Annotated in this window: 26 protein-coding genes; 19 read left to right on the top strand and 7 right to left on the bottom strand. The window is 33.4% G+C overall.

The features are described 5' to 3' along the window. The first annotated feature begins 5 nt into the window (after positions 1 to 5). Positions 6 to 386 (top strand): TraR/DksA C4-type zinc finger protein, encoded by a 381-nt coding sequence (locus P2W75_RS06760; RefSeq protein ID WP_012022792.1) that lies wholly within the window; start codon positions 6 to 8, stop codon positions 384 to 386. A gap of 236 nt (positions 387 to 622) precedes the next feature. Here the strand turns inward: P2W75_RS06760 and P2W75_RS06765 are convergent, their stop codons facing one another. Together P2W75_RS06765 and P2W75_RS06770 are read right to left on the bottom strand one after the other, a co-directional pair. Then, positions 623 to 1,003, bottom strand: a complete 381-nt coding sequence (locus P2W75_RS06765) for a hypothetical protein (RefSeq protein WP_207294405.1) — start codon at positions 1,001 to 1,003, stop codon at positions 623 to 625. A gap of 30 nt (positions 1,004 to 1,033) precedes the next feature. Beyond that, positions 1,034 to 1,390 carry a roadblock/LC7 domain-containing protein gene (locus tag P2W75_RS06770; RefSeq protein ID WP_207294406.1) on the bottom strand — a complete coding sequence of 119 codons (357 nt, stop codon included), beginning with the start codon at positions 1,388 to 1,390 and terminating at the stop codon, positions 1,034 to 1,036. 177 nt (positions 1,391 to 1,567) lie between these two features. Here P2W75_RS06770 and P2W75_RS06775 point away from each other — a divergent pair, with 177 nt between their 5' ends. The 6 genes from P2W75_RS06775 to P2W75_RS06800 all read left to right on the top strand — a co-directional run bounded on the left by P2W75_RS06775 (position 1,568) and on the right by P2W75_RS06800 (position 11,491). Then, positions 1,568 to 1,774 (top strand): hypothetical protein, encoded by a 207-nt coding sequence (locus tag P2W75_RS06775; RefSeq protein WP_207294407.1) that lies wholly within the window; start codon positions 1,568 to 1,570, stop codon positions 1,772 to 1,774. A gap of 116 nt (positions 1,775 to 1,890) precedes the next feature. Beyond that, positions 1,891 to 2,490 (top strand): lipoprotein signal peptidase, encoded by a 600-nt coding sequence (locus P2W75_RS06780; RefSeq protein ID WP_276379731.1) that lies wholly within the window; start codon positions 1,891 to 1,893, stop codon positions 2,488 to 2,490. Positions 2,491 to 2,652: 162 nt separating this feature from the next. Then, the gene (locus tag P2W75_RS06785) at positions 2,653 to 5,808 is read left to right on the top strand and encodes an exodeoxyribonuclease V subunit beta (protein WP_276379733.1); all 3,156 of its coding nucleotides are present in this window, start codon (positions 2,653 to 2,655) and stop codon (positions 5,806 to 5,808) included. 82 nt (positions 5,809 to 5,890) lie between these two features. Then, positions 5,891 to 7,084 carry a glycine C-acetyltransferase gene (gene kbl / locus P2W75_RS06790; RefSeq protein ID WP_207294410.1) on the top strand — a complete coding sequence of 398 codons (1,194 nt, stop codon included), beginning with the start codon at positions 5,891 to 5,893 and terminating at the stop codon, positions 7,082 to 7,084. A 113-nt stretch (positions 7,085 to 7,197) separates the two neighbouring features. Further along, the gene (locus P2W75_RS06795) at positions 7,198 to 8,664 is read left to right on the top strand and encodes an OmpA family protein (protein WP_207294411.1); all 1,467 of its coding nucleotides are present in this window, start codon (positions 7,198 to 7,200) and stop codon (positions 8,662 to 8,664) included. Positions 8,665 to 8,728: 64 nt separating this feature from the next. Beyond that, positions 8,729 to 11,491, top strand: a complete 2,763-nt coding sequence (locus P2W75_RS06800; protein ID WP_276379736.1) for a PD-(D/E)XK nuclease family protein — start codon at positions 8,729 to 8,731, stop codon at positions 11,489 to 11,491. 428 nt (positions 11,492 to 11,919) lie between these two features. Here the strand turns inward: P2W75_RS06800 and P2W75_RS06805 are convergent, their stop codons facing one another. Then, complete coding sequence (locus tag P2W75_RS06805) at positions 11,920 to 12,063, bottom strand: hypothetical protein (RefSeq protein ID WP_207294413.1); 144 nt, start codon at positions 12,061 to 12,063, stop codon at positions 11,920 to 11,922. A gap of 281 nt (positions 12,064 to 12,344) precedes the next feature. Here P2W75_RS06805 and P2W75_RS06810 point away from each other — a divergent pair, with 281 nt between their 5' ends. Both P2W75_RS06810 and P2W75_RS06815 read left to right on the top strand, forming a co-directional pair. Further along, positions 12,345 to 12,665 (top strand): hypothetical protein, encoded by a 321-nt coding sequence (locus tag P2W75_RS06810; protein ID WP_207294414.1) that lies wholly within the window; start codon positions 12,345 to 12,347, stop codon positions 12,663 to 12,665. 23 nt (positions 12,666 to 12,688) lie between these two features. Continuing rightward, positions 12,689 to 13,063, top strand: a complete 375-nt coding sequence (locus P2W75_RS06815) for a hypothetical protein (protein ID WP_207294415.1) — start codon at positions 12,689 to 12,691, stop codon at positions 13,061 to 13,063. 65 nt (positions 13,064 to 13,128) lie between these two features. Here P2W75_RS06815 and P2W75_RS06820 read toward each other — a convergent pair whose 3' ends face one another. Then, a complete protein-coding gene (locus P2W75_RS06820; protein ID WP_276379738.1) occupies positions 13,129 to 13,905 on the bottom strand; it encodes an alpha/beta fold hydrolase in 777 nt (258 codons plus the stop codon). 328 nt (positions 13,906 to 14,233) lie between these two features. Between P2W75_RS06820 and P2W75_RS06825 the strand changes: the two genes are divergently transcribed. After that, positions 14,234 to 14,590, top strand: coding sequence for a hypothetical protein (locus P2W75_RS06825; RefSeq protein WP_276379740.1), 357 nt, complete (start codon positions 14,234 to 14,236; stop codon positions 14,588 to 14,590). Between the two features lie 89 nt (positions 14,591 to 14,679). Further along, positions 14,680 to 15,198: a ferritin gene (locus P2W75_RS06830; protein ID WP_207294418.1), complete on the top strand. Its 519-nt coding sequence runs from the start codon at positions 14,680 to 14,682 to the stop codon at positions 15,196 to 15,198. A 59-nt stretch (positions 15,199 to 15,257) separates the two neighbouring features. Here P2W75_RS06830 and P2W75_RS06835 read toward each other — a convergent pair whose 3' ends face one another. Beyond that, a complete protein-coding gene (locus P2W75_RS06835; RefSeq protein WP_276379744.1) occupies positions 15,258 to 16,550 on the bottom strand; it encodes an aminopeptidase P family protein in 1,293 nt (430 codons plus the stop codon). 476 nt (positions 16,551 to 17,026) lie between these two features. Between P2W75_RS06835 and P2W75_RS06840 the strand changes: the two genes are divergently transcribed. The 4 genes from P2W75_RS06840 to P2W75_RS06855 all read left to right on the top strand — a co-directional run bounded on the left by P2W75_RS06840 (position 17,027) and on the right by P2W75_RS06855 (position 19,770). Beyond that, positions 17,027 to 17,632, top strand: coding sequence for a hypothetical protein (locus P2W75_RS06840; protein ID WP_276379745.1), 606 nt, complete (start codon positions 17,027 to 17,029; stop codon positions 17,630 to 17,632). A gap of 111 nt (positions 17,633 to 17,743) precedes the next feature. Then, a complete protein-coding gene (locus P2W75_RS06845; protein ID WP_276379747.1) occupies positions 17,744 to 18,355 on the top strand; it encodes a hypothetical protein in 612 nt (203 codons plus the stop codon). Positions 18,356 to 18,358: 3 nt separating this feature from the next. Beyond that, on the top strand, positions 18,359 to 18,796 hold the full coding sequence (locus tag P2W75_RS06850; RefSeq protein ID WP_276379749.1) for a GNAT family N-acetyltransferase: 438 nt from the start codon (positions 18,359 to 18,361) through the stop codon (positions 18,794 to 18,796). A gap of 185 nt (positions 18,797 to 18,981) precedes the next feature. Further along, a complete protein-coding gene (locus tag P2W75_RS06855; protein WP_276379751.1) occupies positions 18,982 to 19,770 on the top strand; it encodes a hypothetical protein in 789 nt (262 codons plus the stop codon). A gap of 304 nt (positions 19,771 to 20,074) precedes the next feature. Here the strand turns inward: P2W75_RS06855 and P2W75_RS06860 are convergent, their stop codons facing one another. Beyond that, on the bottom strand, positions 20,075 to 20,431 hold the full coding sequence (locus P2W75_RS06860) for a hypothetical protein (protein ID WP_207294426.1): 357 nt from the start codon (positions 20,429 to 20,431) through the stop codon (positions 20,075 to 20,077). An 85-nt stretch (positions 20,432 to 20,516) separates the two neighbouring features. Between P2W75_RS06860 and P2W75_RS06865 the strand changes: the two genes are divergently transcribed. After that, positions 20,517 to 20,732 (top strand): hypothetical protein, encoded by a 216-nt coding sequence (locus P2W75_RS06865; RefSeq protein WP_207294427.1) that lies wholly within the window; start codon positions 20,517 to 20,519, stop codon positions 20,730 to 20,732. 41 nt (positions 20,733 to 20,773) lie between these two features. Continuing rightward, on the top strand, positions 20,774 to 21,610 hold the full coding sequence (locus P2W75_RS06870) for a tail fiber domain-containing protein (protein ID WP_276379753.1): 837 nt from the start codon (positions 20,774 to 20,776) through the stop codon (positions 21,608 to 21,610). Positions 21,611 to 21,955: 345 nt separating this feature from the next. On the opposite strand, the gene P2W75_RS06875 is transcribed toward P2W75_RS06870, so the two are convergent. Then, the gene (locus P2W75_RS06875) at positions 21,956 to 23,317 is read right to left on the bottom strand and encodes a hydroxymethylglutaryl-CoA synthase family protein (RefSeq protein ID WP_276379754.1); all 1,362 of its coding nucleotides are present in this window, start codon (positions 23,315 to 23,317) and stop codon (positions 21,956 to 21,958) included. A gap of 361 nt (positions 23,318 to 23,678) precedes the next feature. On the opposite strand from P2W75_RS06875, the gene P2W75_RS06880 reads away from it, so the two are divergent. Together P2W75_RS06880 and P2W75_RS06885 are read left to right on the top strand one after the other, a co-directional pair. After that, a complete protein-coding gene (locus P2W75_RS06880) occupies positions 23,679 to 24,344 on the top strand; it encodes a succinate dehydrogenase cytochrome b subunit (protein ID WP_276379756.1) in 666 nt (221 codons plus the stop codon). Positions 24,345 to 24,359: 15 nt separating this feature from the next. Then, entirely contained in the window at positions 24,360 to 26,360 is a 2,001-nt protein-coding gene (locus tag P2W75_RS06885) for a fumarate reductase/succinate dehydrogenase flavoprotein subunit (protein ID WP_207294431.1), read from the top strand. Positions 26,361 to 26,381 lie beyond the last annotated feature (21 nt).

Raw genomic sequence — 26,381 nt, forward strand, 5'->3', positions numbered from 1 at the left:
AGAAAATGATAGATGAAATTACAAGATACTCTGATGCAGATCTAGCAGAGTTCAAAGAAATAATCCAGGCAAAAATTAAAAAAGCACAAGAAGATCTTGATTTGATCAAAAGTGCCTATATGAACGATTTGAATAACGGAACTGATGATACTTCTCCAACATTTAAAGCTTTTGAAGAAGGAAGTGAGACCATGTCAAAAGAAGCAAACTCTCAGTTGGCTATCAGACAAGAGAAATTCATTCGTGACTTAAAAAATGCCTTATTCCGTGTAGAAAATAAAACATACGGTATCTGCAAAGTAACAGGTAAATTAATTAGCAAGGAAAGGCTTAAAATCGTTCCTCATGCAACCATGAGTATCGAAGCTAAAAACTTGCAGCGATAATCAAAAATATACATCCAATAAGCGCTTCTTTTTAGGGGCGTTTTTTGTTTAATGTTTGTTCCGTTTCTGTTCAAGCGCGAATACGCTTCTTTTGAAAGAATTCGATTATAAAGTGAAATTTTCTTTGAAAACAGAAGGCTTTTGTTTTGTAAGAAAGAAAAAGAGGAAGAAATGAATGAAGAAATATAGTTTTAATTAGAACTGCCAATAAAGACAGTTCTAATTAAAATGAAAAATTAAGCCAGATTTTTTTCTAAATCAGCTTTGTGTTTTCTTAAGACTGCTCTTGTCATTCCCAGATTTGCTTTACTAGCATCTGCAGCAAGATAGATCATGAATTTTTTATTTGGTGAAATGTCAATAATGTGAATTTGGTTTGAAAGAGTAATCAAAATATCTTCAATATCCTGATTTAAACCTAAAGCTTTTACAGCATTCAATTTGGCTTTTACTACTTCTAGATTGTATGCGGCAGCAAGTTCAGGATCAAAAGCAGGATCGATAGTTATATTTCCAAAACTTAATCCTGATTCAATTTCGGTTACAGCTACAGCTATAAAGCCATTTACGTTGGTTTTCATTTCATTCAAAAACACATTTAAAAAGTCGTTGCTCATAGTTTTTGGTGTTTGCGGTTAATAGATATGTTATTTTAATAGGGAATTTTTGCTTAGTTCAGCAGATAGTTCATCTGTTGAATGCATTAATAAGCCAAGGTTGCTTCCTTCTCTTGAAAAAGCAATCACGAAGTTAGAACCGCTTATTTTGTTTCCAACGACAACACCGTCAGAACTCTTTAAATAAAGTTGTTTTAATGAGCCTTTTTCTAAATCGACAAGAAATTTTTCGCTCATAGATAAAATAGCAGCACTCATAGCCGCAATGCTGTCACCGTAGTCAAGGTTCAGGGAAGTGATTAGTTTTCCTTTTCCATTTAAGATTAAAGCTGCGCTAGCTTTAGTGTCGACCAAAAAAGTGTTTAAAATAGTAGTTATTTCATTCATATTTGTAAGATTAGGGGGAAATGTTAAAATTAGTTCATTTGTATCAGTGTTTATTGGTTTTATTGTGATTTGTCCTAAACAAGTGTTAATTTTTATTAACAAATATAATTTAAATTATGTATCATTGTAGAACCAAATCGTTAAATATTTAATTATTTTACTTAAAAAACTTACACAATGGCTAAAGTATTGAAATTCAAAGATGTTAATTCTGATGTGGAACACAGAATGAAAGATTTCGAAAAACTGCGCACTAAATTCAAAGCTGATGTTAAAAAGGCAGAAGCGAAAAGGGCTGCTGCGGGAAAACCAAGTAAAGGAATATTTAAATCCATTTCAGATTTCTTTTCAGACAGTCCGGCAAATGCCCAAAAAAAGAAATAAAACCTATACTATTCTAGAAGTAACTACGCTTCTTAATTTATTACAAAACAATTAACGCTCTATATGGAGCGTTTTTTTTGATTAAATTGTTACTTTTGCGCATCAAAATTTATCAAATGTCATTAAGAAAAGCATATTTCCTTATATTTTTAGTTTTAATTATCGATCAGCTTTCGAAAATTTATGTAAAAACAAATTTCATCTTAGGAGAAGAAGTTGTTATTGCTGACTGGTTCAGAATTCATTTCATTGAAAATGAAGGAATGGCCTGGGGAACAAAAATACCTGGACAATATGGTAAATTGATTTTGACCGTTTTTAGAATCTTTGCCGTTGTTGGAATTGGATATTGGCTTGCCGATGCAGTTAAAAAACGTCATTCAGCTTATTTGATTGTTTCGATTGCTTTGATTTTTGCAGGAGCAGCCGGTAATATTATTGATTCTGTTTTCTACGGAGTTATTTTCGATGACAGCACACATAATTTAGCAACTATGTTTTCTCCACAGCCATACGGATCATGGTTTCATGGTTTAGTGGTTGATATGTTTTACTTTCCTATTTGGGAAGGCGACCTGCCAGAATGGATGCCAATTTTTGGAGGAAAACATTTTATGTTCTTTAATGCAATCTTCAATGTTGCCGATATGGCAATTTCTACAGGAGTTGGAATTTTGTTAGTATTTAATAAAAGAGCATTTCCAAAGCACGCCTAAATTTTAGAATTCAAAAAAATATTAAAATTCCAAATTCCAATCTTTACTGTCTTTATTGCAGAATATTGGAATTTGGAATTTTTGTTTTTTGGAATTTGAAAACTTCACATTATTGGTTTTAATATTTATTGTATTATTTTTACGATACAAAAAAATCAAACTATGCAAAGTCCGTCTTTCTCTATTTATGATGCTTCTGCAGGATCAGGAAAGACCTATACTTTAGTGAAGGAATATCTTAAAATTATTCTTTCTTCTCCCAGAAACGATGCTTATCGTAATATTCTCGCTATAACCTTTACTAATAAAGCGGTTCACGAAATGAAAAGCCGTATTGTAGGCAGTTTATCTGAATTTGCTAAAGATGAGCCTTCGCCAAAAGCGGTAGATTTAATGGAAGACTTGTCGCGCGACACTGGACTTTCCATTATTCAATTAAAAGTAAAATCCCAAAATATTATCAAGCACTTAATTCACAATTATGCGGCTTTTGATATTTCTACCATCGATAAATTCACCCACAAAGTTATTCGTGCTTTTGCGCATGATCTTAATCTTCCCATGACTTTTGATGTGACGTTGGATACCGAAAATTTATTGGTAGAAGCGGTCGATGCTATTATTGCTCAGGCGGGTCAAGACGAAACGCTGACCAAATTGCTCATCGATTTTACGATGGAAAAAACTGACGACGATAAAAGCTGGGACGTTTCGAGAGAAATCTTGGAAACCGGACGTTTGGTTTTGAATGAGAACAATCGAAATGAAATTCTTCATTTTAATGAAAAAACCATTGAAGAATTTGTCGAGATCAAAAAGAAAATGCTCGATTTATGTAAAGATCTAGAATCGCAAAACGAGCAATATGCGATAGAAGCACTTTCTTTGATTGACCAGAACGGAATTGATTTGAAATCTTTTTCGAGAGGAACATTTCCAAATCATTTGGAAAGTATTCGTGATGGTAAATTTAATCCAAGAAACAAAACATTTCATGAGTTTGATGATATTGCGATTAACAAAACTGCAAAAGATAAATCGTTAATCGAAGCCATAATTCCAGATCTGCTTCAGATACTTGAAAAGGCATATAAAAATTTTGAAAAAAGAGATTTCTATAAAGCTTTTCTAAAAAATATAACGCCGCTTTCGTTGTTAAATACAGTCAGCAATGAATTGGCTAAAATTCAATCGGAGCAAAATATTCTTTCCATTTCAGAATTTAATGCAATTATCCATCGCGAAATCCAAAATCAGCCAGCGCCATTTATCTATGAGCGTTTAGGGGAAAAGTACCGTCATTTCTTTATTGATGAATTTCAGGATACTTCCGAAATGCAGTGGCTGAATCTGATTCCGTTGATTGATAACTCACTTTCCGGATTAGACGATTATGGAAACAAAGGAACTTTGATGATTGTGGGCGATCCCAAACAATCTATTTACCGATGGAGAGGCGGAAAAGCAGAGCAATTTATTGAACTGAGTAAAGAGGCAAATCCGTTTAATAATCCTGATAAAGCAATTCGGCATTTAAATACCAATTACAGAAGTTACAGTGAAGTAGTGGAATTTAATAATGCTTTTTTTAAGCTGATTTCATCTGAATTTTCAAATGAAGATTATAAAGATTTGTACGAGAATCATAGTTTTCAGAATATCAATTCAAAAAAAGGAGGTTATGTCAATATATCCTTTCTTCCTATAATTGAAAAAAACGAATCTGATGATGAAGAAGTAATCGAAAAATCAGATTTATATGTTTTAGCAACTTTAAATACAATTCAAAAAGTATTAAAAGAAGGGTTCCAATATAAGGACATTGTAATTCTAACCCGAAAAAGAGATCAAGGAATTGCGATTGCGAATTATTTGACAGAGCAAAATATTCCACTTTTATCATCAGAAACCTTGATGATTCAAAATTCTACGGAAGTTCGTTTGATAATTCACCTTTTGAAATACCTTAATAATAGTGCTGATTTAGAATCGAAAGCTTATTTTCTTCATTTCTTGGCATCAAACATAGAATCAGAAATGCCTGTTCATGATTTTATTGCTATGGGAATGTCTCATCGTGTAGAAGAAGAATTTGAAAAATGGCTGTTGACTTTTGATGTTTCTCTTTCGTTTGAAAATGTCCGCAAAAAATCGCTCTATGAAGCCGTTGAAATAATTATCTCAAAATTTATTCTTCCATCAGAAGGAAATGCATACGTTCAGTTTTTCTTGGATATTGTTTTGGAAAGAGATATGAGAAATCAGGCTGGGATAGCTGATTTTCTAAATTACTGGGAGAAGAACTCTGAGAAATTCAGTATTCCTTCTCCGGAAGGAAACAATGCGGTCCGAATTATGACGATTCATAAGTCTAAAGGATTGGAATTTCCAGTTGTCATAATGCCTTTTGCAGAAGAGGATTACAATCGAAAACCAAAAGATAAATTATGGCTCGATACAGAAGAAGCTGATTTAGGAGTTCCAAAAGCGTTAATCGATAACAGCAGCGCGGTTGAAGGATTTGGAGAAACAGCTTCAATTGTTTTTAATTTGAAAAAACAGGAAGAATTACTGGATAATATAAATGTCTTGTATGTGGCGCTGACCCGTGCAGAAGAACAGTTGTATGTTATTTCGCAATCCTTAAAAGAAAGAAAAGACGGAGAGCTTCCTAATAATATGGCTTCCTATTTTATAAAATTCCTACTGCATAATGGAGTTTACGATCCTGAAAAACTCGAATATGAATTTGGAGATAAAAAGAAACTTTCTGCTCCTACAGAATCTGTCAATTTTGTAAAAACCATTCCGGTCGTAAAAGAAGTTCTTGATCCTAAAAATATAAAAATTGCGCAGCGAGAGGCTTTAATGTGGGGAACACATCAGCAGGAAGCAATTTCGTATGGAAATATCGTTCACGAAATCCTTGCTTTTATAAAAGATAAATCAGATGTGGATCTTGCTGTTGTAAAAGCTTTAGAAAATGGTTTGATTACTATCGATCAATCAGAAATGGTTACAAAGACACTTTTTGAAATTGTAAATCATGATGAATTAAGTATTTGTTTCGATGGGAAACTAAAGGTTTTAAATGAGCAGACCATAGTTCAAAAAGAAGGAAAGATTTTAAAACCAGACCGAATTGTTTTGACAGATACAAAAGAAGCGTATCTGCTGGATTATAAAACTGGCGCTGTTAATCCAAAATATAAACAGCAAATTCAAGAATATCAAGATGCTATTGAAGATTTAGGATACAAAGTGTTAAAAAGGGTTTTGGTGTATGTAGGATCGGAAATTGAAGTGGTAAATTTGTGAAAAAATTAATCAGATGTTAAAGAAATAACGAAGCTTTTGTATGGTTAAGTTGTTAATTTTTAACGTTTTAAATAAATAAAAAATGTACGGTAAAATTAAAGAGCATCTGCAAAGTGAGCTGCAGACTATCGAAGAAAATGGAATTTTCAAAAAAGAGCGCATAATAACCTCTCCACAAGGTGCCGAGATTACGATTTCGACTGGAGAAACGGTTTTGAACTTTTGTGCCAATAATTATTTAGGGCTTTCATCGCATCCAGAAGTGGTACAGGCGGCTAAAGATGCACTGGATACACACGGATTCGGAATGTCATCTGTTCGTTTTATCTGCGGAACTCAGGATATTCATAAAACATTAGAAAAAAAGATTGCTGATTTTTATGGTACAGAAGATACTATATTATATGCAGCGGCTTTTGATGCAAACGGTGGAGTTTTCGAACCTTTGTTAGGAGAAAACGATGCGATTATTTCAGACAGTTTAAATCATGCTTCTATTATTGATGGAGTTCGTTTGTGTAAAGCGGCTCGTTATCGTTATGAAAATAGTAACATGGAAGATCTGGAACAGCAATTAATAAAGGCAAATGAGGCTGGAGCCCGTTTTAAATTAATTGTGACTGATGGTGTTTTCTCAATGGACGGTTTGGTAGCGCCTTTAGATAAAATCTGTGATCTTGCTGATCAATATGATGCAATGGTTATGGTTGACGAATGTCATGCTGCCGGATTTATTGGAGCGACTGGTAAAGGGACTCTTGAAGCAAAAGGTGTTATGGGGCGTGTAGATATTATAACCGGAACACTAGGTAAAGCTTTAGGTGGTGCAATGGGAGGTTATACAACAGCCAAAAAAGAAATCATCGAAATTCTTCGCCAGCGTTCAAGACCTTATTTGTTTTCTAATTCATTAGCACCTTCTATTGTAGGAGCTTCTATAAAAGTTTTTGAACTTTTAGAAAAAGATACAGCGCTTAGAGATAAATTGGAGTGGAACACTAATTACTTTAAGGAAGGAATGAAAAAAGCAGGTTTTGATATCATTGACGGGGATTCAGCAATTGTGCCAGTCATGTTGTATGATGCCAAGTTATCGCAAGTAATGGCAAACGAACTTTTGAAACAAGGGATTTATGTTATTGGATTTTTCTTCCCGGTAGTTCCTAAAGATAAAGCCAGAATTAGAGTACAGCTTTCGGCAGCACATACCAAAGAACATTTAGACAAGGCTATCGAAGCTTTTATATTAACAGGTAAAATGTTAAAAGTTATATAATTACCACATTGAGTGTTTTTTTGTAGGTTTTTTTTAACATTTGATTTTGTATTTAAAAAATTTGGTGTTACTTTTGCTTGTAATTAACTAAATTGTAATTAAAAAAATTAAGTATGAAACATCTTAACAAACTTTTAGTTGCTGTACTGATGGCGATGGGTTTAAGTTCTCACGCACAAGACAGTAACAATCCATGGGCGATCTCTTTTGGGGTTAATGCTGTGGATACAAGGACTAGTGCAAGTCCAGATCACGTTGACTTTTTCCCAGCACACTTTTCTCAGCCATTTGACGTAAAAAGTAACTGGAATATCCTTCCTTCTTTATCTTACATTGGTGTGTCTAGATATGTTGGTAGCGGTTTCTCTGTAGGTTTACAAGGATCTGTGAACAAAATTGACAAATATGTTATTTTCGCTCCAACTGCTGCTGGTCATGATGGAAGAGGTATGATTGTAACTAATCCTGGAGACTTAATGTACTACGGAATTGATGCTACTATTAAATACAGTTTCCAAGAATTAATCAAATCTAAAGTGATTGATCCTTCGTTATCTGTTGGTGGTGGTTACACTTTCTTCGGAGATAGCAGCTACGGAACTGTTAACCCAGGTGCTGGTTTAACTTTCTGGTTTACTGATGCTATTGGTCTTGAGTTAGCTACAAGATACAAATGGTCTGTAAGTGGTGATAGAGAAGATGCTTCTGGAACTCCAGATGCTCCATCTCACTTCCAACACACTGCAGGTTTAGTTTTCAAATTCGGAGGTAAAGATACTGACGGAGACGGAATCTATGACAAAGATGATGCTTGTCCAGATGTTGCTGGTTTAAAACAATTCAACGGATGTCCTGATACTGACGGTGACGGAATCGTTGATGCTTCTGATGCTTGTCCAAACGAATTTGGTTTAGCTGCTTTAAACGGATGTCCTGATAGAGACGGTGACGGTGTTGCTGATAAAGATGACGCTTGTCCAGATACTGCTGGTTTAGCTGCTTTAAAAGGTTGTCCTGATACTGACGGTGATGGAATCGCTGACAAAGACGATAAATGTCCTACAGTTGCTGGTCCTAAAGAAAATGGTGGTTGTCCTTTCTTAGACGCTGATAAAGATGGTGTATTAGATAAAGATGACGATTGTCCTACAGTTCCTGGTCCAGCTAGTAACAGAGGATGTCCTGAAGTAACTTCTCAAGCTTTAGAAGATCTTAAAGTTCAAGCAAGAGCTATCTACTTTAACTCTGGTAAAGCTACTTTCAAAACTGGTGACAAAGAAACTCCAGCTAGATTAGATGCTATTAAAGAAATCCTTAAAAACTACCCTAACGCTAAATTCAGCATTGAAGGTCACACAGATAGTACAGGTTCTGCGAAAGTAAACCAAAAACTTTCTGAAGACAGAGCTAACGCTGTATTAAACGCTTTAGTTGAAAGAGGTGTTAACCCAGAAAACTTAGAAGCTAAAGGATTTGGATCTTCTCAGCCAGTTGCAAGCAACAAAACTGCTGCAGGTAAAGCTCAAAACAGAAGAACTGAAATCAAACACGTAGGTTCTAAATTCCAAGGTAAACTATAATTTACTTTGTAAATAAATATAGAAAAGCCATTCTTAATTGAATGGCTTTTTTTATTTTTATACAATGATAAATACTTCTTTCTTAGAAAAAATTGCGGGTGTCGTAATACAAAACTATTCAGAAAGACTTTCTGAAACTACAATCGTACTTCCTAATAAAAGAGCTAAAGTTTTCCTTATTGAAGCTCTTAAAAAAGCAACATCAAAAACGATTCTTTCTCCCGAAATTGTGAGTATAGAAGATTTTGTGCAGGACGTAGCAGCAATTCGTTCTATTGATTCAATCGAACTTTTGTTTGAGTTTTATGAAGTTTATTTATCAATTACAGAAAAGCAACACCAACAGTCTTTTGAGTTGTTTGCAAACTGGGCCAAAACACTCTTACAGGATTTTAATGAAATCGATCGTTATCTTTTAGAACCTTCACATGTTTTATCTTATCTGAAAGATATTGAAGATATTAAACGATGGGGAATAGAAGTAGAAAACAAAACCAAACTTTTAGAAAATTATATTGATTTCTGGAAACTTCTTCCTTTGTACTATGAATCTCTTTATGGTCATTTATTAAATAAATCTATTGGATACCAAGGGTTAATTTATAGGGAAGCAGTTAATAATCTGGATCACTTTTCGAATACTATTCAAGATCGCAATTTTGTGTTTGCAGGATTTAATGCTTTAAATGCCGCTGAAGAAAAAATAGTACAGCATCTTTTAGCACTAGATCAAGCCAAAATTTATTGGGATGCAGATCAGGTTTTTCTAAATGACCCTTTTCACGATGCGGGGCTTTTTCTGCGTCGATTTAAAGAAAAGTGGAAACATTATAAATCACATCCTTTTGAATGGATTGTCGACGATTTTTCGCAGTCAAAAAACATACAGATAATTGGTACTCCAAAAACAATTGGACAGGCAAAATTAGCAGGAAGTATTATTGAAGATATAATTAATCAAAATCCTGTTGCTTCGCTCGATAAAGTTGCGGTGGTTTTAGGAGAAGAAAATCTGCTGATTCCGGTTTTGAATTCGCTTCCTGCTTCTGTGGGAGCGCTCAATATTACAATGGGATATTCTGGAAAGAATAATCCGTCGCAGATATTAGTGGCGAAATTTTTCAAAATGCATACTACAGCATTGTCGCGTACAGGTGGAAGTTATGTGTTTTATTACAAAGATGTACTCGATGTTTTAACTCATCCATTAGTAGAACCGTATGCAAATTGCAGTCATTTAGTCCGTATCATCAAAGAGAACAATTATACTTTTATTACGCTCAATAAACTTTTAGAACTCAATGCCAATCCTTCGAAACTTTTCTTGCTGTTGTTTGAAAAATGGGACAAAGGATCAATTGCTGTTTTGGAAAATATTTCTGCACTTTTACTTTTAATAAAAGGTAATTTTAATAACGATAATCAAGAAGAGAAAATAGCAAAGACCTTTGTATATGCTGTTTTTAAAGTCATCAATAAACTGATTAATTATTATTCCAAACACAAACACATCGATAATATCGATACGCTGCATGCTATTTACAAGCAGATTATTGATATTGCCGAAGTTTCTTTTGAAGGAGAACCTCTTCGCGGTCTTCAGATCATGGGGGTGTTGGAAAGCCGTGTCCTGGATTTTGAAACCGTGATTGTAACTTCGATGAATGAAGGTAAATTTCCCGCTGGTAAATCGCAGAATTCATTCATTCCATATGATGTAAAAAAAGAATTAGGCTTGCCGACTTACAAAGAAAAAGACGCTATTTATACCTATCACTTTTATCATTTATTGCAAAGAGCAAAAAACATTTATCTGGTTTATAATACAGAAAATGATGGACTCGATGCCGGAGAAAGAAGCCGTTTTATTACCCAGCTTGAAGTTGAAAAACAAAAACAACATAATCTTACTTTTGATATTTATAATCCTGTTCTTCCAACAACGGCTTATCAGCCGATGGTGATTCCAAAGTCGGAAGCGGTGATGGAACGCTTAAAAGAAATCGCCTTAACAGGATTTTCTCCTTCGGCGCTGACCAGTTATATCCGAAATCCAATTGAATTTTACTTTCAAAAAATCCTTCGTATCCGAGAAGTCGAAGAAGTAGAAGAAAACATTGCTTTAAATACTTTAGGAACCATTATTCACGAAACGCTTAAAGCATTGTACGAGCCCTTTATTGGAAAATTTATTTCGGAAACAGATCTTTTAAATGGTTTTAAATTATTGGATGACGAAGTGTTGAAGCAATTTAAACTGGTTTATAAAGAAGGAGAAATTAAAAAAGGTCGTAATCTTTTAGCATTTGAAGTTGCCAAGAGAAATGTCTCTAATTTTCTTAAAATGGAATTAGAGTCTATTAAAAATGGAGATGCAATTAAAATTATTGCTTTGGAGCAGACTTTTGAGCGCGAACTGACGCATCCGAAATTGCCATTTCCGGTTTTAATAAAAGGAAATGTTGATAGAATTGAACTTCGTAACGGAAGAATACGAATAATTGATTATAAGACCGGAAAAGTAGAGAAAACTAACGTTGTGCTTAAATCATGGAATGGATTAACAGAAGAGCTTAAAAACGATAAAATTATTCAAGTATTAGCTTATGCCTTTATGTTTGAAAAAGAAGCTGGAGAAACGCCAATCGAAGTAGGGATTGTTTCCTTTAAAAATTTGAAATCTGGATTTCTCCCTTTTGGGTTTAGAGCAGAAAAAGATCTCGATATTACGGTAACCCATAATACGCTTCAATATTATTTAGAAGAAATCGTTTTGCTTTTAAATGAAATATTTGATGCCAATTTTCCTTTTGAAGAAAAAGTATAACGATTACGACTATTTAAGTATTTCTAAAACGGATTCAAATTTTAAGTTTTTCAGCGTTTTTCAGTGAAGGTAAAATAACCTCCGATAAACAAAATCAGTATATTTTGGGATTTTGAATAGATTTAAAAAATGTAATAACCAATCAATCCGGCGTAGATTCTAATAAAAAAATCGTCTTATTAAGGATTTTTTTATATCTATTCAATATGTATTAAAACCTACTTTTTGGATGAAGAGTAATTACAATATTCTCTTTACGAAAAATAGACTTTGTGGGAGACTGAAGTTTATGATTCTAGAATTGGAATTTTAAAAATGTAATCCCAAAAGTAAACGATGATTGTTTATCTGAAAAAATAAAGTTCAGATTTAAAAGAAAAAACCGCATTTATTATAAAGTAATAATTGCGGTTTTTTGTAAGTAGTTTTTAACTAAATATTTTTTTAAAGAAGCCTTTTTTAGCAGGTTCTTCCAAGTTAGGATTGTTGATAGGCCCATTCTCAAAACGAAATCTTCTAAACTTCATTAGTTTTACATTTAAGTCAAAACGCAATTCGTCAACTGTTTTCATTGGAAAAATTTTTCGCAAATTTAAGAAAAACTTCGATTAATCTACGACAAAGCTCAATGTTAAAGGAAGTATTGAATTTTATCAAATAAATAGTTAGAATTTCGGTAAAATATATTTTTTCTGTTAAATATTTTTAAAGATTTCCTTTTAAAATTTACATTTAACTAAACGATAAATAAAAGTGTGTCAGTTAGTTGGCTATCGTCTGTTTTTTAACAAGTGTTTAGGGAACTATTCTTTTTTTTAAAAATAACTTTGATACTTTAACAAAATTAATGTATATGGTTGATTTAAATACACTTGTAGAAGAAACGGGAGCAGAATCTGGAATCACTTTTAACATAGACGGAGTTTTACTTGAGTCTGTAAATTTAGAATACGACGGAAATGTAGCTGCAATGATTGGAATGATTTTGAAAATGTGTCTTGAAATGTCTGAGGACGTTAATAACGGCGATTTAAAACAAGTAATGATTAAAAACAACGATGGAATTGTAGTAGCAAACAAAAGTCAAGATGATAATTGTGTGGCGCTTCTTTCTAAAGACATTAGTAAAATGGGTCTGTTGCTTAGAAAAATGGATACTATTTTCAATAATTAATTTAAACCAAATTATATATACTCATGTCAGATTTTTTACAGAATTTTCAAAATGATTTAAGAGAAAATGTTCACGGATTTATTGCCGTTTCAGTCACTGAGGTTGAGACAGGAATGTCTTACTGCTCACTTTCTGTAAACCCGGATTTTGATCCTGAACTAGCTTCTGCTTACAATCTAGAAGTTGTAAAAGCAAAATTAAACGCCATTAAAGCTTTAGGACTAAGCCAAAAAATCAATGATATTTTAATTACATTGACAGATCAGATTCATATTATAGATGTTTCTGAAGATGGTAATTATTTTATTTACCTTGCTGTTGATGCCAAAAAAGCAAATCTTGGATTAACAAGAGCGACTTTGTCAAAATTTAAAAAAGACATTATCACAAAATTATAATTTTTGCCCCCACAATGAAGAAAAGGCTTTTCTGCTTAGCAGAATGGCCTTTTCTGCTTTATGAATTAATTGAAGAAATCTACAAGAACTGATTTTAATTCTTCTTTGTTTTCAATATGGCTCATGTGTCCGTCTTCAAATGAAACCAACTGTACATTTGTGCCTTCAATCTGCGAAAGATTTTCTTCGTAATTTAAAACAGGATCTTTTTTTCCTAAAACCAATAAAACCGGGAATTGGTTTTTTCGAAGTAAGTCTTCTCGGTCTTTTCGTATTTTCATTCCTTCTAGTGATGCTACGATTCCCTGCAAAGGCGTTTTTAAAGCTTCGATTTTTGCTTTTTCGATTTCTTCTGCTAAACGATTTCTATTGTTTTCGCTGAATAAATTAGCAATCGCAAGACTAACAAAGTTTATGTAATTCTGTTTTACAGCTTTTATAGCGCGGGTTCTGTTTGTTTTTTTCTCTTTGCTGTCTTCTTTAGAAGTCGAATTTTGTAACACTACTTTCTCGACTTTTTCTGGATACAATTCGGCGAAAGCCAAAGCCACATAACCGCCCATAGAATGTCCAAGAATAATGGCTTTTTCTATTTTCAAACTTTCTAAAACAGCATTTACTACATTGGCATTATCTTCCATTCCATGTACATAACCTAAAGAATCGGTTTCGCCGTGACCTAATAAATCGATGGTAATAACACGGTGTTTTTGGGAGAAAAAAGAGCCGTACTCGGTCCACATTTTTTTGTTTTCCAGAAAACCATGAAGTAAAACAATTGCAGTTCCTTCTCCTGAATCGGTAAAAGATATTTTGGTGTTTTTATATAAAATATTTTTCAAAATGATGTTTTTAAAATGTAAAATGCAAAGTTAGTAATTGAAAAATCATATAAGGAATAGAAGTTCAATTCAGTTAAAAATATACGTTATAGAGTTCAAAAATTAGAAACGATTGTCACTTTTCTATGAGATCTAACTATTTCGTTTGTCTACATTATTTCTAAATAGTGGTTTTAAAATTAGCCAAATGGTTCTTTTGAACGCTGTATTTATTGGTTCTCTTAGGATATTTAAAAATATAATTGAAGTTTGTTATTTTAAATTAGTCTTAATTATGCGTTTAATTGCGTTTAATTCTATATTTTTGCAACGTTATAATTTTATCAGAATGGCATTAGTTAGCGATTTGACTACCAAAGTATTATTTGAAACCGAAAAAGGATACAGTTACCAATGTGATTTGACCAATAGTATAATTATCAATTTTGTTGATACGGTGTCAAGTTATAAAATTCATGATTTTTTGATTTTTCAAAGAAAAGTCAATAACGTTGATATTCTTAATATGCTTTATGATTTGTCTGATCAATCTGATGCACAGTTGATTGAAACTACCAAAAGAAACTTTTCTAGAAATCTTACCATCTGTGAAATAGTCCAGCTTAGAGATTTATTAAACGGAACAAAATTTACGCTCAATTTACATTCTATGCTTTGCAGTATGGTAAATGTTGAGCTTATTTAGATTCTTACTTAGATTAAATCCAAATTTTCAAGCAGTTAGGCTTGAGTCCTTTAATTTTTGTAATTTTACAAGTACTAAAATTTAAGGTTATGAAAGATTTACTAAGAACACACACGTCATTAACTGAAGGCGTAGAAAATATATTGAATTTACAAGCAAAAATAGAAAGTGATGCGTCTAACAAATATTTAGCTATGGCTGCATGGTTGGATAGAAACGGTTTTGACAATACAGCTTCGTATTTATATAAGCAAGCCGAAGAAGAAAGAGAGCATTTTCTAAAAATATTTAAATTCATTACAGACATGGGAGGGATTGCTATTACGCCATCGGTTCCTGAAGTACAGCAAGAATTTGCTTCTTTTAGAGACGTTTTTGAAATTGCTTTACAAAACGAAATTGCAGTTACGCAAGCAATTAATAAAGTAATCGCAAAATGTAGAGCTGAAAATGATTATGCCACAGAAGATTTTATGATGTGGTATGTAGCGGAGCAAAGAGAAGAAGAGAAAAATGCAAGAAGAGCTTTAGAGCTTTTTGAACTAATTAATGTAAACGAAGCTGATGGTAAATTTCAATTAGATCTTCAGATTTCAAAAATCGGATAATTTAACCGATTTATAAATTAAAAAAGCCCTTAATAATTACTATTAAGGGCTTTGCTTTTTTATTCGTTCATCAGGGTTTCAATCTCATCAGCTTCAACTGGAATGTTGCGCATTAAGTTAAAAGGTTCTCCTTTTTCCTGAACCACAACGTTATCTTCCAAGCGAATTCCGAATTTTTCTGCTGGAATGTAAATTCCAGGTTCAACCGTGAAAACCATATTTGGTTTCATTGGCTCATGAAGTAATCCGTAATCATGTGTGTCAAGTCCCATGTGGTGAGAAGTTCCGTGCATGAAATATTTTTTGTAAGCTGGCCATTCAGGATTTTCATTCTGAACATCGGCTTTGTCAATTAATCCTAAACCAAGTAATTCCGACGTCATGATTTTACCTACTTCCACATGATATTGTTTCCAAAGAGTTCCTGGAGTCAACATTTTTGTAGCTTCATTTTTAACTCTTAAAACAGCATTGTAAACTGCTTTCTGACGATCTGTAAAACGTCCAGAAACTGGAATCGTTCTCGTCATGTCGCTAGAATAATTAGCATATTCAGCAGCAACGTCCAATAGTAATAAATCACCTTCTTTACATTGCTGATTGTTTTCAATATAATGCAAAACATTCGCATTGTTTCCAGAAGCGATAATTGGTGTATACGCAAAACCTTTAGAGCGGTTACGAATGAATTCGTGTGCTAATTCCGCTTCAACTTCATATTCTGTTACATTTGGTTTTACAAATCCTAATAATCTGCGGAAGCCTTTTTCTGTAATATCGCAAGCATGCTGAATCAAATCGATTTCTTCGCTTTCTTTTACAGAACGCAATCTTTGTAGAATTGGGTTACTTTTGGCAACATTGTGAGCTGGATAACGCTCTTTCCACCATTTTACAAAACGAGCTTCACGAGTTTCTGTTTCAACAGTTGCACGGTAATGTTCGTTGGTATTGATGTACATCGTATCGGCATACGTCATCATTTCGTTCAAAATCTTATGAAAATCTTGTAACCAATAAACCGTTCTAATTCCAGAAACTTGAAAAGCACGTTCTTTAGTCAATTTTTCACCTTCCCAAACTGCGATATGATCATTAGTTTCTCTCAAAAAGAGAATTTCTCTTTGGTGCTCATAAGGCGCATCTGGAAACAAAAGCAAAACGCTTTCTTCTTGATCTACACCGCTTAGATAAAAGATATCTCTGTGTTGTGCAAAAGGTAAAGTACTGTCGGCACTAATTGGGTAAATGTCATTTGAATTGAACACGGCAACCGAATTAGGTTTCATTTCTGCCATGAATTTTCTGCGGTTTTTTATAAAAAGAGCGCTGTTTATTTGATGATATTTCATAATTGTTTCGTTTTTGAAATTGCTTCGCCTGTCGCTGTCGCTCGAGTCGAATTTCAAAATTACGTTTTTTAAGTAAATAGCATGAAATTGATTTATTAAAGTTTTCTTATTTGTTGAGATGTTTTTTGCCACGAAGGCGCTAAGACAGAAAATTTTTTTAACGCAAAGAGCGCAAAGGTTTTTCGCAAAGTACGCAACGATTGTTTTTTTGCTAGCAAAAGTTGAGGAACACAAAGTTTAAGTCTTGTTTTGTCGTCCTGAGCAACGTCGAGGGATCTGCGCAATGTTTGTCATTCTGAGGAACGAAGAATCGCACTAGGAACTCCAAAATGAGAATAGTCATAATAATCTTCAGATTAATATTTTTTTGATCGATTAGGATACAATTTTTCTGACTATCGAATTGGTTTTGAATTTAGAATTGTGTAATCTTGATACATTAAAATTATTTTAAAAAGATTTTTTTATCCAAATAAATGAAAGAGTTAATCCTAGAAAACAAAGGAATACAAACAGATCAATATTTCATTCCGCCCTTTGAGTTGAGAGAAGGGGAATTAGTTTTGATATATCTTGATAATCATCCTGTTTCGTACGAGGCAGAATCTAGTTTAATAGATATATTCAGTGGAAAAGTAAAGCATAAAGATGTTATAATCTATAAACCTTTAACGTATGCAAAACATTTTAGGGAATCTGAGTTTAGAAGGAGATTTTTTCCTATTACTGTTGGAGAATATTTGAAAAGAAATGCCAATGAAAAAAGTGAGTATGCTAAGAAAATTTATGAAATTGAGTGGATTCATAAAAAAACAAAAGTAAACATATTACCAGGAAATCCTAGAAGATTAATTACATTATATTCAGTATTGTCAAAGACAAAAAATATAATTTTTGATGTTGTTGCGCAAGATTCTCAAGGAATCAAACAAACTGGTCAGATTGTGAAAAGAGAAGTGGAAAAAGGAGGATCGGCAATATTATTTGACTGGACAGATATTCTTAAAAAAGATTGTACGAAGTATATAAAAATAGAATGGCTAATCGATTTAGAAAAAAATAAACGAGAGTTTAATTTTTAACCTAGTTTGAAACGAAAATGTTTTTGAATAGCCTCCTGCTTTAGCTGGAGGTTAGATAAAGCAAAAAGCAAATCGGCTTTAGCCAAAAAACAATTGATTTTCAAAAATAAAATGAATATCGAAAACATAAAAATACTCAGAACCAAAATCTCAATTCCTTTAAACAAGGCCATTGAATTGCTTAAAAATAATAATGACGATATAACGCTTGCCGAACAAGATTTTCATAATCAAAACATTATCGAAATCTGCAAAAAGACAGATTGTGAAGAAGAAACTGCCAGAAAAGAATATCAAATTTGCAATTATGATGTCGCGAAAGCAATTGAAAGAATCAATCAGAAACCAGTTGTAATTTCAACAGGTAATAATGGAGATTCAAAAATCGGGTTTATTTTATGGCCGGAAAATGCAGAAGGAGAATTTTATAAAACCGAAAAAAGAAACGATGTTTTTATTTCATCAGAAGATTTTGAGATTGTTTTGAAAGCATTTCAGTCTGTCTTTCCAATTAAAAATCCATGGAACGGAATTATCGAAGATGAATTTGATAAAATTGGTCATAATTTCTTTGATAATGCAATCTGTAAACTTATTGTTGAAAAGATAAGCAGAATTGAAACTCATAATGAAAAAGAAAGAAGATTTCTGTTCGAATTAATAAACTGGCTGAATGATAAATTAGCTTATGCAGATTACATCGTGGTTTACGGTAATTTATAAAACATGAATTCAAAAATCAACATCAGAAAAATTGAAAGACAAGATTTAGATTTCGTCTACAAATCAATATGCGAACTCGAAACTGAGGTTTTTGATTTTGAAGTTTTCAGTGAAATATTCAATTCAAATATTTCGAAACCAAACAATGTTTATTTAATTGCAGAAGATGAAAATGAAAGTTTGGGTTTTATAACTTTTCACATTCAAAATTTACTGCATCATTGCGGTTTAGTTGGTGAAATTCAAGAATTTTTTATTGATAAAAACCACCGCGGAAAAGGTGTTGGAAGAAAACTCATTGATGAAATTCTAAAATATGCTCAAGAAAATAATCTTAAAAGCATAGAAGTAACTACAAACAAAAAACGAATAGAAAACGTGACGATTTATGAAAATCTAGGTTTTACTTTGAGTCATAATAAGTTTACGATTTCTAGGTAATTGCACGCTTTAGTCAGACTAAATACACACTGAAAATACCAGAATTAAATGAAATCAAAATTATACGGAACAATAAATAAGGATTAATAAAATGTCCTATTCTATTAGTTTAAAAACTTTTACAGGGAAACTTTGAAGTATAAGAAATATACTTTCGTCTGAATTTAATATTAAAAAAAACTAATATGAAGAAGATTGTATGTATTCTTTTATTAATTCAGAGCGGATTCATAATAGGACAAATTAAAACGGTAGTTAGTCCATATGGTGAAAAATTACAAGTTGACACAAGTCCTCAATGGATACTTGACGGGAATAATAATGGTGCTGTAAAAGCAATTGGAACAAATGACGCTTTTGATTTGCCAATTGAAACTAATAACGTAGAAAGAATGCGTGTTACTTCTACAGGACAGGTTTTGATTAATACTACAACACCTTTGACTGGCGGAACAAATGCAAAAGTCCAGATTAGTAGTAGTAATGCCGGAGCTTTGCAAGTAAAAGATGGAACAGAGGCAGCAGGAAGGGTGTTGACAAGTAATGCAGATGGTGTAGCTACTTGGCAGGAAGGGCAAAAGTCTAATTTTAAATCTTTTAAGGGTAATCTAACCACTGATTTAAGTTTGCTGGGTAATGTGGCTACTTCAATTCCGGGGATTAATGATTATACAGTGCCAAGCACAGGAAAGTATGAATTGATTTTTCATAGTCTCTTTTACAATCTATCTGTTTCTGAAATGAAGTCTTTTTATGTTATGGTAAGTGTGAACGGAGTGTTATATTCAAGTGATGAAACTTATGCTTATGTAACAGCTGGTAATTATTTGAATGTTCACTATCCAACTATTGTTTTGGCTAACCAAGGAGATGTTATAGGGATAAAAATTGTTGCAGCTATCGGAGCTCCGTTTACTATTCCAGCGGCTCTAGCGGGTAGAAATCGTTTAGATGTTATTTTCTTGGGAGTATAAATATGTATTAGGCAAAAATAAAAAAGGGCAGTAGTTAAAACTTGCCGTTTTTTTGTTGCCGAAAATTTCGACTTTTTTTAAAGTAAATGCCTAATCATTAGATAAAACCTTTGTCAAAGTTTTAAACTTTGACAAAGGTTTTTTTAGCATCAATTATGTCTTCCTGAGCGAAGTCGAAGGACTTGTTAGTAGCTCTACAAAGATTGTGATTTTGCATGTGAAAATACTTGCAATTCCTTCGACTTCGCTCAGGATGACAAAACTGTATGTAAATAAAAAAAACCGAAGCTATTGCTTCGGTTTTTTATTTGCTAGCAATTTTCTCTTCTAAATAAAGAATTTCCTTCTTCATGCTCTCTATAGTTTCTTTGCGAGCTTCTGCTAATTCTTTGTAATTGATGTTTTGTTCAGAAATTATAGTGTCTGATTCGGTTGTATTGTTTTTTCGAATCATTGGTCCTTCGTTTTTTATCAACCATTCGCAGTTGTATTGGGGATAATTTTCAATAATTTTCAAAATCCATTTAGCTTGTATGTCACTATTCCTTGCAATTGCTCGTGACAAAACACCTTTACTAGCTCCAATTGTTTGCTCTAATTTAGTTATGCCAATGCCTTCGTTGATAGCGATTTGCTGTATGCTTTTAAGGATACTACTCATTTGTGCAGGAAATTATCTTCTATATTTGTTTGATTGTTGAGAATTATCTTCTATATTTGTTTCGATTTTTAAAACAAACAAAACAATGGGTAAAAGTAAAACAAAAAATTACAATTCCTATGATGCTGCCGTGTTAGAAGCCTTGTTTTTAAAATATAAGGTTTCAAAATATTATATCCGACAATGCATTAACGGAACTGTGAGCGGTATAAAACCAGATAGTATTAAGAAGGACTATACCATAATGGAAAAGGCAAACCGAGATACCGTTATGAATCTGATGCGAAAAACTATGAAGTAAATTTCGGATAGTTAATAATTTAAAAATAGAATTTAAGAAAAATGAAAAAGATTATTTTATTGCTGATAATGTTTCAAAGTGTATTTGCAATAGCGCAAATTAAAACTGTAGTTAGTCCATATGGTGAAAAAATACAAGTTGACACAAGTCCTCAATGGATACTTAATGGGAATAGTAATGGAAGTATCAAAACAATAGGTACTAATGATAATTTTGATCTTCCTTTTAAGACCAATGGAGTAGAACAAATGCGTATTACAAATACGGGCAATGTTGGAATTGGAGGACAACCTCGCACTAAATTAGATGTATATGGTGCTCTAATGGTAAATGGAGGTAATTCTTTTCCATCTACTACTAACGCCACAGCTATTGGTTGGAACGTAATGAGGGTTGGTTTAGGGGAGACTGACTTTATAAATTATGCTGGAACCGGTACTGGAGGTTTTTCTTTTTATAGCCTCTTTGGCACGAGAGCCCCTTTACTTACAGACAGAGTAGCTTTTATTTCTTCGAACGGAGCCTATACCCAACTTTCAGATAAACGTTTAAAAACAGAAGTGAGCAGTCTTGAATATGGTCTTAATGAAATAATGAAATTAGAGCCTAAAATCTATAACATGCATACAGTGAATGCTATACAAAACGGTAAGGTAGAATTAGGAAAAGTTACAGGTCGTAATATAGGGTTGTTAGCTCAAGATTTGTATCAGGTTATCCCTGAAGCTGTTAATGTGCCAGAGGATGAAAATATGGCATTGTATTCAATATCCTACTCAGAGTTGATACCTGTGCTTATTAATGCAGTAAAAGAACAACAATCTGAGATTAATGGGTTGAAAGATCGTTTACAAAAAGTTGAAAACAGCAGTAAATAAAGGTTGTATAGAAAAATTTTCTCTCACATTTATCAAATAAAAAAAGCTGTAAAATAATGTTTTACAGCTTTTTGTTTTTAAGATTGCTATTTTTGTTTGCGAGCTGACCTTTGTCAAAGTTTTAAACTTTGACAAAGGTTTTTTTAGCATCAAGTATGTCTTCCTGAGCGAAGTCGAAGGACTTGTTAGTAGCTCTACAAAGATTGTGATTTTGCATGTGGAAATACTTGCGATTCCTTCGACTTCGCTCAGGAGGACAAACTATGTGGTTAGAATAAAAAAACCGAAGCTACTGCTTCGGTTTTTATTTGTAATTTGGGTTTTCAAAAATTGGAATTTTAAAATTTAATCCACCCATTTATAATATCTCGCTCCAATTAAAACAGGAATTTCTTTTTCGATTCGGTCTAAAACCCATTCGTTTTTCGGAGTTCTTACGCTTTGTTTTTGTTCTTTTTTATGAAGTCTTTCGTAAGTGTTGAAATCAATTTCTACGCTTTCGGCTAAGTTTTCAAAAAGCTTCACATTTGCCAAGGCAGATTGCCATTCTGGTTGAATAGTTCCTTCAAAAACTTTCGATTTCGATCCGCTTCCGTAAGCTAAGAAACCGAATTTAGTTCCTGCAACTTCTTTCTTTGTGTCATAAAAATGAGCCAAAGTCGACAACAATCCCATGAAAATAGAACCTGTATATAGGTTTCCAATTAATGAAGAAGCCAATTCAGCAGGCTGCAATTTCTCGGTTACAAATGTTTTGTAATCCTCAGATTTTGCTACTTCTTTAATTTTTGTCTGATAATCTGCTGGCGCAATATCATCGGCAATAATTTTTTCGGCACTGTCTAAAGCGTAAATTTCAGACAACATTCGTCGTCCTTGAAAAGAATATGGCAAATGCATGATAATACTTGTCCAAGTATTGTATAAAGTCTCGGTAGTATTTTTTAATTTTTTGAATGAAAAATACGCATTACGCGTACGATCCATATAACATTGGTTGGAATACTGGCCATCAAAAACTGGCTGATCTTTGTGGATTTCGATTTCAGCTTCTAAATTATCAAACCAAGAATCGTTGTTGGCGTTTTTGGTAATGTCGTCTTTAGAAATTGTTCTGTAGGGTTTGAAGAAATCGAAAACACCTTTTGTGCTTGTCGCCCAATTATCATCAAAAGCAATAATTTTTGGGTTTGCTGTAATCAGCATTGCAACCGCTCCAGCGCCTTGTGTATATTCTCCGCCAGAGTTTAAATCGTATTTTGCAAAATCACTGGTTACCACAATTGCTTTTTTGGTTGGATTTAGTTTTATAAAATCCAAACAGTTTTGCATCGCATCAACACCGCCAATACAAGCAAAAGTAAAGTCAACCACATCGCATTCGGCTAAAGCATCTTCGCCAAATTTCTGCTCCATTAAACTAATTAAATACGAAGCAATTGGTTTTGAGCTGTCAATGCCGCTTTCGGTACCTACGTAAATTCGGCTTATTTCTTTTAGGTTGATTTTATTGTCAGTAATCAGTTTGGTTAAGGCGTTTGCTCCAAAAACCACTGCATCTTGGTGAACGTCTGGAAAAGTCATTTTAAGTAATCCAAGACCTTTTTCTAATTTTTCTGGTTCAATATTTCTGGCAGCAGCCAAAGTTTTTATGGGTAAATGTATGTTTGCTACATCAAACGAAATAGCATCAATTCCTGTTTTCATTCTTTATTTTTTGAGGCGCTAAAGGTAAAATTATGTTGTCGAAATGACAATTTTTTACTCTTATAAAATCCTGTTTTAGGACACTTTTGAAGAAAACAAATTAAAACTTTGAATAAAATAATAATTTGATAAACTTTTATGAAATTGTTGTTGGTGAATTATTGTGTTAAAAATGATCGCTAATGTTCAGGTTTGCAAAATTTTATAATAAAATAAATTGGAGGTGCATAATTTTTTATACGTAAAAGTACTTATAAGTTATGTTTTTTAAAATGATTATAAATAACAACGAAATGGTTGTAGTTCTTTTGTAATTGCGTTATTTTTGTCTAATTTTTTAAAACAAACTACTTAAACACTTATGGCACAATCTGCACTATTGAATGCTTCCATCTTAAAGAAAGTAGCTATGGCTCTTTCGGGAATATTCTTAATCACGTTTTTAGCGCTGCATGTTTCCTTAAATTTTATTTCTATTATTAGTGAAGACGTTTTTAACGAGGCTTCTCACTTTATGGGATACAATCCGCTGATTCAGTATGTAATGCAGCCAATTTTGGCATTTGGGGTAATTTTCCACTTCATCATGGGATTTATTCTTACGGCTCAAAACAGCGCGGCACGACCAATTGCATACGCTAAATACAACGGAGCTGCAAACGCTTCTTGGAGTTCTAGAAATATGATTATTTCTGGATTGGTTATTTTGGCTTTCTTAGGATTGCACTTTTATGATTTCTGGTTTCCTGAAGTTAGCTACAAATATATAGCAGGTACAGCGCCAGATGCTACAAGATATTATGGTGAGTTAGTTCACAAATTTCATGACCCAATCCGTACAGCATTATACTGTATTTCTTTTATCCTTTTAGGATTTCACTTATGGCACGGGTTTGCATCGTCTCTTCAATCAGTAGGGATGTACAACAAATACTCAAGATTTTTAGCAAAAGTAGGTTACTGGTTCGCAGTGGTTGTTCCGGCAGCTTTTGTAATTATCGCTTTATTTCATCATTTCAACCAATAATTAATATCAATTATAATGGCATTAGATTCAAAAATTCCAAATGGTCCTATAGCGGACAAATGGACAAATTATAAAGATCATATTAATTTAGTAAACCCAGCTAACAAACGTAATTTAGATATTATCGTTGTTGGTACAGGTTTAGCTGGAGGTTCGGCTGCGGCTACTCTTGCTGAGTTAGGATATAACGTAAAAGCATTCTGCTTCCAAGATTCTCCACGACGTGCGCACTCTATTGCAGCACAAGGAGGTATCAACGCGGCAAAAAACTATAAAGGTGACGGTGACTCAGTTTACAGATTATTCTACGATACTGTAAAAGGAGGTGACTACCGTGCACGTGAGGCAAACGTTCACCGTTTGGCTGAAGTTTCTGCAAACATTATTGACCAATGTGTGGCTCAAGGGGTGCCATTGGCTCGTGAATACGGCGGATTATTAGATAACCGTTCTTTTGGAGGAACTTTGGTTTCTCGTACATTCTACGCACAAGGACAAACAGGACAACAATTATTGTTAGGAGCTTATTCTGCAATGAACCGTCAAATTGGTCGTGGAAAAATTAAAATGTACAACCGTCACGAAATGCTAGATTTAGTAATCGTTGATGGAAAAGCGAGAGGTATTATCGCTCGTAACTTAATTACAGGAGAAATCGAAAGACATTCTGCTCACGCGGTAGTAATTGGTTCTGGAGGATACGGAAACGTATTTTTCCTTTCTACAAATGCTATGGGAAGTAACGCAACAGCAGCTTGGAAAATTCATAAAAAAGGAGCGTTTTTCGCAAATCCTTGCTACACACAAATTCACCCAACCTGTATTCCGGTTTCAGGAGATCATCAGTCTAAATTGACTTTGATGTCTGAATCGTTACGTAATGATGGTCGTATTTGGGTACCAAAAAAATTAGAAGATGCTCAGGCAATTCGCGAAGGAAAGAAAAAAGCAACTGATTTATCTGAAGACGAAAGAGATTATTTCTTAGAAAGAAGATATCCTGCTTTTGGTAACTTAGTACCTCGTGACGTTGCGTCTCGTGCAGCTAAAGAAAGATGTGATGCCGGTTTTGGAGTTAACAAAACGGGTGAAGCAGTTTACTTAGATTTCGCAGCAGCAATCAAACGTTACGGAACTGAAGAAGCTTACGTAAAAGGTTTAGATGCTAACGATGCGGCTTTAGTTACTAAATTGGGAACTGCAATCGTAAAAAGTAAATACGGAAACTTATTCCAAATGTACTTGAAAATCGTTGACGAAGATCCTTATGTAACGCCAATGATGATTTACCCAGCGGTTCACTACACAATGGGTGGAACTTGGGTTGATTATAACTTAATGACTACAATTCCTGGATGTTTCTCAATTGGAGAATCTAACTTCTCTGACCACGGAGCAAACAGACTTGGAGCTTCTGCTTTAATGCAAGGTTTAGCTGATGGATATTTTGTATTGCCATATACTATCGGAGATTATTTAGCTCCAGATATTAAAATGGGTCCAATTTCTACAGATTTACCGGAATTCGTTGAAGCTGAAAAAGCGGTAAAAGATCAAATTGACAAGTTTATCAATAATAATGGTAAACATTCTGTAGATTACTTCCACAAAAAATTAGGAAAAATTATGTGGAATAAAGTAGGTATGGCTCGTAATGCTAAAGGTTTAACTGAAGCTATCGAAGAAATTGCTGCTTTACGTGAAGAGTTTTATAGAGATGTAAAAGTTCCTGGAAGTGCTAACGAATTCAATCAGGAATTAGAAAAAGCGACTCGTGTTGCCGATTTCTTAGAATTAGGAGAATTGTTCGCGAAAGATGCTTTACACCGTAACGAATCTTGTGGAGGTCACTTCCGTGAGGAATACCAAACAGAAGAAGGAGAAGCACTTCGTGACGACGAAAACTTTGCATACGTTGCCGCTTGGGAATATAAAGGAAAACCAAGTGATGCCGTATTACACAAAGAACCTCTGAATTACGAAAACATTAAATTAGTTCAAAGAAGTTATAAATAAGAATTTGGTCGAAAGCCCAAA

This window comes from Flavobacterium sp. H4147 (assembly GCF_029360735.1).
GTDB lineage: Bacteria > Bacteroidota > Bacteroidia > Flavobacteriales > Flavobacteriaceae > Flavobacterium > Flavobacterium endoglycinae.